We start from the raw sequence: 7,903 nt of genomic DNA on the forward strand, positions 1-7,903 counted from the left end.
CGAGGCCTCGATGACGATGTCGGCGGCGGCGAACAGGGCCTGCCACCGCGCGTGGCCGGCGGGCGTGCGCGGGTCGAGGGCGACGCTGCGCTTGCCGTGGTTGAGACGGTCGTAGAAGGCCGGCGGCCCCTGGCGCGCGCCGTCCGGACGTTGCGGGCTCTCGAGCTTCACCACGTCGGCGCCGAGACGACGCAGCAGCTGGCCACAGAGCGGGCCCGCCCAGAGCGAGGACAGGTCGAGCACGCGCGGCGCACGGCGCACGGCGGGGCGCGCCGGCACCAGCCGCGTGCGCCGGCACCAGGCGCCTGGCGACGGCGAGATCTCGTCGGCAGCCAGGGCCAGGCCCAGCAGGCGGCCCTGCTCCAGCAGGGGCGCGCGCGGGCGATGGCGGATCGTGGCCTGCACGGCCGCCCAGTCGCCCGGCGCGATCTCCTCGTCGCCTTCGAGCCAGGCCGGCAGCAGCGCCCAGTCATCGGGTCGCGCGAGGTTGAGCGCGAGCCCGCCATCGGCCGCATCCAGCAGGCGGCAGGCGCCGCCGGGCGCGATCGCGCCCTGGCGGCGATGCCCGGCCAGCGCGGCACGCTCGGTGAGCAGGCCGGCGCCGGTGAGATCAGCAAATGCACCGCTCGGGCCATGCACAGCCAGCGCCGCCAGCAGGGCGTCGGCGGCCGCCACCAGCGGCACCGGCGCCGCGCGCGGCGGACCGTCGGCCGCCCCGGTCAGCAGGGCCAGGGGGTCGTCCAGCGAGGGTCGCAGCGCGGCCACGGCGGCCTCGCCGCCGAGGTGGCGGGCGTAGGCCGCGGCGGGCGCAGCAAGGGGCGACAGGGTGACGGTCATGGCGTGGCGCGCAGGCTACACCAGCCCCACGCGCAACGAGGCCCGCGGTTCAGCAGTCGGGCGTGCCGGCCTGCAGCCAGCGGCTGCGGGCAGCGTCGACGCGGCGCAGCAGGTCCTCGGCCTCGGGCGCCAGCAGGAAGCCCTCGGCGAGCGAGCGCGCGGTGGCGGCCTTCATGCGACAGGCATAGTCGGCGTGCGTGGGATAGCGCAGGTTGAGCGTGACCGGATCGAAGGGAATGGTGATGCCACCCAGGTCGCAGAGGTCGGAACGGTAGCTCGCCACCGGCACCTCGATCGGCGGCAGGCGGATGCCGCCCAGGGCGTTGCCGTCGGCGTCGCGCGCCAGCGCCCCGTCCTCGTCGAACTGGTAGCGCGGCCCCTCGGGCGGCGGCGTGCCGGTGCGCAGCCAGCGGTCGAGGTAGTGGATCGCGCTCATCACCGCGTAGCGCAGCGGGAACTGCGTGCCCTCGACGATGCAGATGAACTGGCCGGGATCGGGCTGCTCGCCGTAGTTGCCGGCCTGGGCATGCAGGTCGGCGTCCGCGCTCGCCGGCCGCTGCAGGCTGGCCACCGCGCGCAGCGACTGGCCCTGCACCTGGTGCAGGCCGATCCAGAAGTCCTGGTGGGCGGCGCCCGCGATCTCCCAGAGCCGGTAGTTGCGGGTGACGTTGGGCGGCTCGGGGCTGGCCTCGCGCTCGCTGAGCAGCTGGATCACCGGCACGGCCGGATCGGCCGGGTAGGTCTTCTCGCCGCTGCCGTCGGCATGCACCAGGAAGGCATCGATCACGCGCGCCTGCGGCTGCACCTCGATCAGGTAGTCGCGCAGGCGCGTGCCCGACTGTGACTGGCCGACCGCGATCACGCGCTGCACGCGCAAGCCGGCCATGGGATCGACCGCCGGCGGGCGCTTGAAGGCCTGGGCGATCTGCGAGAACAGGTCGAAGGCGTAGTCGTCGCCCGGGTGGTCGATGGTCGCGTAGCGCACGGGATCCCAGCCCTGCGGCGTGAGCTCCGGCACGCAGCACAGGCCGGCGGCCTGGGCACTGACATGCACGTAGGCATAGCCATCGCGGTGGAACAGCTCGTGCGCCTCGAGCGTGTCGACCGCATTCTCGAACTGCGCGGTGACATTGACCCAGTCGAGGATCACGGTGCCATTGAAGCGCGCCGGGTCCAGCGGCCGGCGCACGAGGATGCGCGTGGTGTAGGGCGCAGTCTGCGCCGGGTCGGCGTGGCTCTTCGCGGTACCGGAGACGAAGTACTCCTCTTCCGCGTAGCCCAGCTCGGCGAGGTCATACCAGCTGTCCCAGAGCGCGTGGCCCTTGAGGCCGGCATTGCCGATCGGCCCGGTCACCAGGGGCTCGGGCACTGGGGACGCGGGCCCGTCACCGCCGCCCGCCTGGCCTCCGGAACCGCCGCAGGCGGCGAGCAGGCCGAGGACCAGGAGTCCGGCGACCACCCCGCCCCGCGGCCGGGCGCGCATCAGCCCACCTGCACCATCTGGAACTCGGACTTGGTCGCACCGCAGTCCGGGCAGACCCAGTCCTCGGGGACGTCGGCCCAGGCGGTACCCGGGGCGATGCCTGCCGCCGGATCGCCCTTGGCCTCATCGTAGACGTGACCGCAGATCGCACATTCCCAACGGGCCATGGAGGCTTCCTTATCGCTTGGCAAGGGATTCGGCGCGCTGCTTCACGCCGGCGCTCATGCCGGCGAAGCCCTTCTCCAGCGCACCGCGGAACAGGGCGAGCACCAGGTGGCGCATCGGCCCGCGCAACTCGAAATGCGAGGTGTAGCGGCAACGCGTCGGCCCCAGGGGCTCGATGCGGTGCGAGCGGAAGCTGCTGAGCAGGCCCAGCGGCGCCGGCTTCATGCTGTACGAGAAGCCCTGGCCCGGCTGCACCTCGCGCACGAACTCGCGCTGGAACTGCGGCTTGGCCATGAGCTGGACCTGCATCTCGATGGCGCCGCCCGGCTTGAGCTCGCAGCGGCACTCCGGCACGAAGGGGTTCCACTGGCCGTAGGCGGCGAAGTCGGTCAGCACCTGCCACACCGTCGCGGCCGGCGCCTCGATCTCCAGGGTCTTGTCGATGGTGAACATCAGTTCGCGAACTCCTGGCGGATCACCCGGCGCAGCACCTTGCCGGTCTCGTTGTAGGGCAGCGCATCCTTGAACACGATCTTCTGCGGCACGCGCGAGGAGCGCAGCTGGCCCTTCACGAGCTCCTGCAGCTCGGCGATGGCGGCGCTGGCGCCGGGCTTTAGCACGATGGCCGCGGCCACGCCCTCGCCCCACTGCTCGTCGGGCATGGCCACCACGGCCACGTCGGCGACGGCCGGATGGCCGAGCAGCACGTCCTCGATCTCGCCGGGCGAGATGTTCTCGCCGCCGCGCACGATCACGTCGTCGGCACGGCCGTCGAGGAACAGGTAACCCTCGGCGTCGAGGTAGCCGCGGTCCTTGGTCGGGAACCAGCCGTCGGCATCAAGCTGGCTGCCCAGCGACAGGTACTCGCCCGAGACCTGCGGCCCGCGCACGAACACCAGGCCCGCTTCCTCGGCGCCCAGCACCGTGCCGGACTCGTCGCGGATCTCGATCTCCACCGCGGCCGGCTTGCCGACCGAGCCCAGGCGCCGGCGCACGGCCGGGTCGCTGCTGGCAGCGGCGGCGCGGTGATCCTCGGGGCCGAGCACGGCGATGGTCGAGCTGGTCTCGGTCAGGCCGTAGGCATTGGTGAAGTCCACGCCCGGGAACAGCTGCATGGCCTTTTCGATGGTCGACAGCGGCATCTTGCCGCCGCCGTAGGCGAGCGCACGCAACGCCGGCAGGTCCGGCGACTCGCCGCGGGCGGCCAGGTGATCCACCACGCGCTGCAGCATGGTCGGCACCAGGAAGGCGTTGCTGACCTGCTCCTCGCGCACGGCGCGCAGCCAGGCGGCCGGTTCGAAGTTCTCCATCTGCACCATGCGCCGGCAGGCGTAGGTGCTCGACAGCACCGCCGAGATGCCGGCGATGTGGTACGGCGGCACGGTCACGACGATGGCATCGCTCTCCTCGGCGGAGGCGAACTCGATCGTGCCCATGATGTAGGACATCAGGTTCTCGTGGCGCAGGATCGCCGCCTTGGGCTTGCCCGTGGTGCCGCTGGTGAACAGCTGCACGGCCACGGCCCGCGGATCCTCCGCCGGCTCCGGCGCCGCGGCGCCGGCGAGCGGCTCCAGCGACAGGAAGGCCTCGCGGTCCACGAGCTGCAGGTCGGCGCGCGCATCGACCAGCGCCCGGTATTCGGCACCCACCACGAGGTAGGCCGGCACCACGCGCGCCAGCAGCTCGTTGATCTCGGGCCGGGTCAGGCGGTAGTTGAGCGGCACATAGGGCACGCCGGCATAGGCGGCGGCGAAGATCGCCACCGGTGCCGCCGGGCTGGTCACGTCCAGCATGGCCACGTACTGAGCGCCGCTGGCGCGGATGTGCTGGGCGGCGTTCTGGGCGGCGCTGCGCAGGGCGGCATAGGTCCAGCGCTGCGCGCCGCTGACCACGCCGACGCGGTCGCCAAAGGCCTCCGCGGCCATGTCGAGGATGGTTGAAATATTCACGTCTGTCTCTGCCTTCGGTCGCCGCTCGCCAGGTCGGGATCGCCACGCCTCTGGCGCGCGGCCCCTCCACGCGGCCCGGGATCCTAGTCGCTCGACGGCAGCTGCTTGGCCTGCTTGATCTCGAGCGCCGTGCCGTTGAGGCTCAGCGAACCCTTGCCGCCCTTGGTGCAGAGCAGCTCGACGGACTCGTCGGCGTTGACGTAGCGCTTGCCGATCAGGGTCTCGCCGGCCTGGGCCGGGTCGAGCGTGCCGGCGCCGGTCGCGGTGGGGGCGATCATCTCGGCGCCGCCGCAGCTGAGCACGTGCTCGCCGGCCGGGGCCTTCACCACCATCACCTGGGTATCGCAGACGGCGCTCTTGAAGCGCGCGCCGGCCTTGAGTGCCATCGCCATCGGTTCTCTCCCGCTCCGGATTCGAATATCGACCGCCGACGGTGCCGGCAGCCTCGGGCGGACTCTACGCCAGGACCGCCGCGGCCGACCCCGTCCATTTGCAGGGGGCGGGCAGGGGGCGGCGCCCTGCCGGGACCCGGCCCATGGGAGCGGACCGTGTCCGCGAGGCAGCGCCCGATCCATCGCGGGTCGCGGGCATCGCTGACCTTCGGTCACGCGGCCGGTGCCAGGCCCGATCAGGCCAGGACGCTGTGCGCCCAGTGCGCCAGGCGGTCGTAGAGTCGGGCGCGGGTCGGGAACAGGAAGTGGCTGTGCCCGGTTTCGGGCAGCAGGTGCAGCGTCACGTCCAGCGACTTCGGGAAGGCCGCAGGGATCGCATGCGGCGGGCCCGCCATGTCGCGCGTGCCCAGGCCGAGGAACACCGGCACCTCGATCTGCTCGGCCTCGGGCGCGACATTGCCGGGGAGCATCGACAGGTAGGCCGTCACCGGCAGCAGGCAGTCGGTGGCGGCCTTGAGCGCGGCCACGCCGCGCGGGTCGGCCTTGGCGCTGCCGTAGATCTCGGCGCCGTTGCCGCTGGAGCGGATCACCGGGTACTGCGCCACGAACAGCTGGCGCGCCAGGGCGGGCAGCTGCGCCCGCTGCTGCTCGCGGCTGAGCTCGCGCACCGGCGCCGGCAGGTAGTCCGGCAGGCCGCGCGTGGAGAAGCCGAGCAGGGCGACCGCCGCATGCAGACGCGTGGCGGCCTGCAGCAGGGTGGTCATCATCGCGCCCATCGAATGACCCACGCCGATACTGCGCAGGGCCGGGATCGCCGGCAGTTCCGCGCTCAGACTTCCGGCGCGCAGGCCGTCAAGCACCTGCGTGGCCGCGTTGGCGGCGGCAGCGGTCAGCAGCTCGGGCAGCAGGGCATAGCAGTCAGCCGGCTTGCTGCTGCCACCCAGGCCCAGGTAGTCGATCGTGACCACGAGGAAGCCGCGCGCGGTCATGGCCTCGGCGAAGCTGAAGCTGGTATCGCCGTCGGCTGCGCGCAGGTCGTAGTAGGCGCGGTTCATGTTGCCGCCGGGCAGGCAGACCAGCGCGGTCTGCGGCACGGCGTCGCCCGCCGGCCAGAACAGCGAGGCGGCGACCTGCAGGGACGTCTCGCCGGCCAGCGTGACGCCTGCCGCCAGCGAGAGGTCGAGGCGACGCATCAGGCGCGGCCGAGCACCGCGCCGGCCATGCCGGACGACACCAGCACGTGCTCGACGGTCTTCCGGGTGACCTGGTTGTGCGAGGTGCCGCGGATCTGGCGCACACCCTCGATCATGCTGTTCATGCCGTGGATGTAGGCCTCGCCGGTCAGGCCACCGTTGGTGTTGGTCGGCAGCGCGCCGTCGAGCGCCATGCCACCGGACTTCACGAAGCCGGCACCCTCGCCCGCGCCGCAGAAGCCGAAGGCTTCCAGCTGCAGCAGGACGTGCGGGGTGAAGGCGTCATAGAGCATCGCCGCCTGCATGTCGGAGGGCTTGAGCCCGGTCATCGCCCACAGGCGCTTGGCCACGCCCTGGGCCTCGGGCATCACGGTGAGATCGTCGTGGTAGTAGTTGGAGATCACTTCCACGTTGTACGGGATCGACTGCGTGGCCCCGAGCAGGCGCACCGGCGGCTGCTTGAGGTCGCGGGCGCGGTCGAGGCTGGTGACCAGGACGGCGACGCCGCCGTCGCTCTCCTGGCAGCAGTCGAGCAGGCGCAGCCAGGGTTCCTGGATCCACTTCGAGTTCTGGTGGTCTTCCAGGGTGATGGGCTTCTCGTAGAACCAGGCTGCCGGGTTCTTCGCCGCGTAGGCACGCTGCTGCACCGAGATGTAGCCCAGGTCGCGGTTGGTGACGCCGTACTTGTGCATGTAGCGCGCGGCCTGCAGCGCGCCCCAGCTCGCCGGGGTCATCGCGCCGTAGGGCACGCACCAGAGCAGCGAGCCCGTGCCGTTGCCGGACTGGTAGTTCATCTGCGCGGCCTGCGGGTTCTGGCCGAAGCGGTACTGGCTGCGCTCGTTCATCGCGCGCCAGATCAGCACGTTCTTGCACAGGCCGGCGTTGACCAGGGCCATGGCCTGGTAGAGCGTCGCCGCCGCCGCCGCGCCGCCGCCCGGGATGCGGGTGGTGAACGCCAGGTCCTTCACGCCGAGGCAGCGCGCGAGATTGACCTCGTCGCTGTTGTCGATGGTGAAGGTGATCATGCCGTCGATATCGTGCGGGCTGATGCCGGCGTCGTCGCAGGCGGCCTTGGCGCACTCGGCGGCGAGCTGCAGCTCGCTGCGGCCCGAGGCCTTGGAGAACTCGGTGGCGCCGATACCGGCGATGGCAGCTTCAGTGAACTTGCGGGTCATGTCTCTTCTCGTTTACGCGCTTCCGCGCGGTAAGAAATCGTTGTGAGCAGAGCCGAGGCCGCTTCGAGACGCGCAGCCGTACAGGAGTACGGCGAGCATCGCAGGAGCGGGATCGGCTCGCGCAGCAGATTTATTTCGCGCGGGGCTTGAAGACCGGGACTTTGTGGTTGTTCATGGTCGGCTCGAAGGCCACCTCCACCGCCATGTCCATCTTCACGTCCTCGTAGGCCACGCCGACGAGGTTGGAGACGATCCGCGTGCCTTCCTCGAGCTGGATCACCGCGACGATCGGCGCCTCGCGGAAGCCGAAGGGATGCGGATGGCGCGGGATGGTGTACGAGTGCACCGTGCCACGGCCGGAGAGCTTCTGCTCCACGCGCTTGAGGCTATGGCAGTGCGGGCACATCGGCCGCGGCGGGAAGGTGAACTGGCCGCAGTCGCCACACTTCTGGCCGATGAACTCCTCGCGGTCGGCGGCCTCCCAGAAGCTCTTGGCGTCCAGGGTGACGATGGGCGCGATGCGCGTCGGCTTGGGGGCGGCCGGGGCGGCGGGCGCGGCGTCGGTCGGAGTGCTCATGGAGGCGGTCCTGCAGTGGGCGCACGAAGCGCAAGATGCCGTGACGATAGCGGCCGGCGAAGTCCGGTCGCCTGCCACAAACGGGTGACCCCCGGTAGGTTTTCTCCACGCCCCGGCCCTTCGGATCGCGGC

9 protein-coding genes are annotated in these 7,903 nt (G+C 71.5%); all 9 read right to left on the reverse strand.

The window, feature by feature from the left end:
* Positions 1 to 837: CoA transferase (locus tag VFV21_RS00255; protein WP_329667576.1), on the reverse strand; the 837-nt coding region annotated here is incomplete at its 3' end.
* 49 nt (positions 838 to 886) lie between these two features.
* Positions 887 to 2,206, reverse strand: coding sequence for an alpha/beta hydrolase domain-containing protein (locus VFV21_RS00260; protein WP_329667577.1), 1,320 nt, complete (start codon positions 2,204 to 2,206; stop codon positions 887 to 889).
* A 113-nt stretch (positions 2,207 to 2,319) separates the two neighbouring features.
* The gene (locus tag VFV21_RS00265) at positions 2,320 to 2,487 is read right to left on the reverse strand and encodes a rubredoxin (protein ID WP_329667578.1); all 168 of its coding nucleotides are present in this window, start codon (positions 2,485 to 2,487) and stop codon (positions 2,320 to 2,322) included.
* Positions 2,488 to 2,497: 10 nt separating this feature from the next.
* Positions 2,498 to 2,938: an SRPBCC domain-containing protein gene (locus tag VFV21_RS00270; protein WP_329667579.1), complete on the reverse strand. Its 441-nt coding sequence runs from the start codon at positions 2,936 to 2,938 to the stop codon at positions 2,498 to 2,500.
* Positions 2,938 to 4,434, reverse strand: a complete 1,497-nt coding sequence (locus tag VFV21_RS00275; protein WP_329667580.1) for a class I adenylate-forming enzyme family protein — start codon at positions 4,432 to 4,434, stop codon at positions 2,938 to 2,940. Before VFV21_RS00275 ends, VFV21_RS00270 begins: the two co-directional genes overlap by 1 nt.
* A gap of 83 nt (positions 4,435 to 4,517) precedes the next feature.
* The gene (locus tag VFV21_RS00280) at positions 4,518 to 4,826 is read right to left on the reverse strand and encodes a hypothetical protein (RefSeq protein WP_329667581.1); all 309 of its coding nucleotides are present in this window, start codon (positions 4,824 to 4,826) and stop codon (positions 4,518 to 4,520) included.
* Between the two features lie 236 nt (positions 4,827 to 5,062).
* The gene (locus VFV21_RS00285; protein WP_329667582.1) at positions 5,063 to 6,019 is read right to left on the reverse strand and encodes an alpha/beta hydrolase; all 957 of its coding nucleotides are present in this window, start codon (positions 6,017 to 6,019) and stop codon (positions 5,063 to 5,065) included.
* Positions 6,019 to 7,194: a thiolase C-terminal domain-containing protein gene (locus VFV21_RS00290; protein WP_329667583.1), complete on the reverse strand. Its 1,176-nt coding sequence runs from the start codon at positions 7,192 to 7,194 to the stop codon at positions 6,019 to 6,021. Before VFV21_RS00290 ends, VFV21_RS00285 begins: the two co-directional genes overlap by 1 nt.
* A gap of 130 nt (positions 7,195 to 7,324) precedes the next feature.
* The gene (locus VFV21_RS00295; RefSeq protein ID WP_329667584.1) at positions 7,325 to 7,771 is read right to left on the reverse strand and encodes a Zn-ribbon domain-containing OB-fold protein; all 447 of its coding nucleotides are present in this window, start codon (positions 7,769 to 7,771) and stop codon (positions 7,325 to 7,327) included.
* Between the last annotated feature and the right edge of the window lie 132 nt (positions 7,772 to 7,903).

The sequence above is a fragment of the Arenimonas sp. genome (assembly GCF_036275555.1).
Taxonomy (GTDB): Bacteria; Pseudomonadota; Gammaproteobacteria; order Xanthomonadales; family Xanthomonadaceae; genus Arenimonas.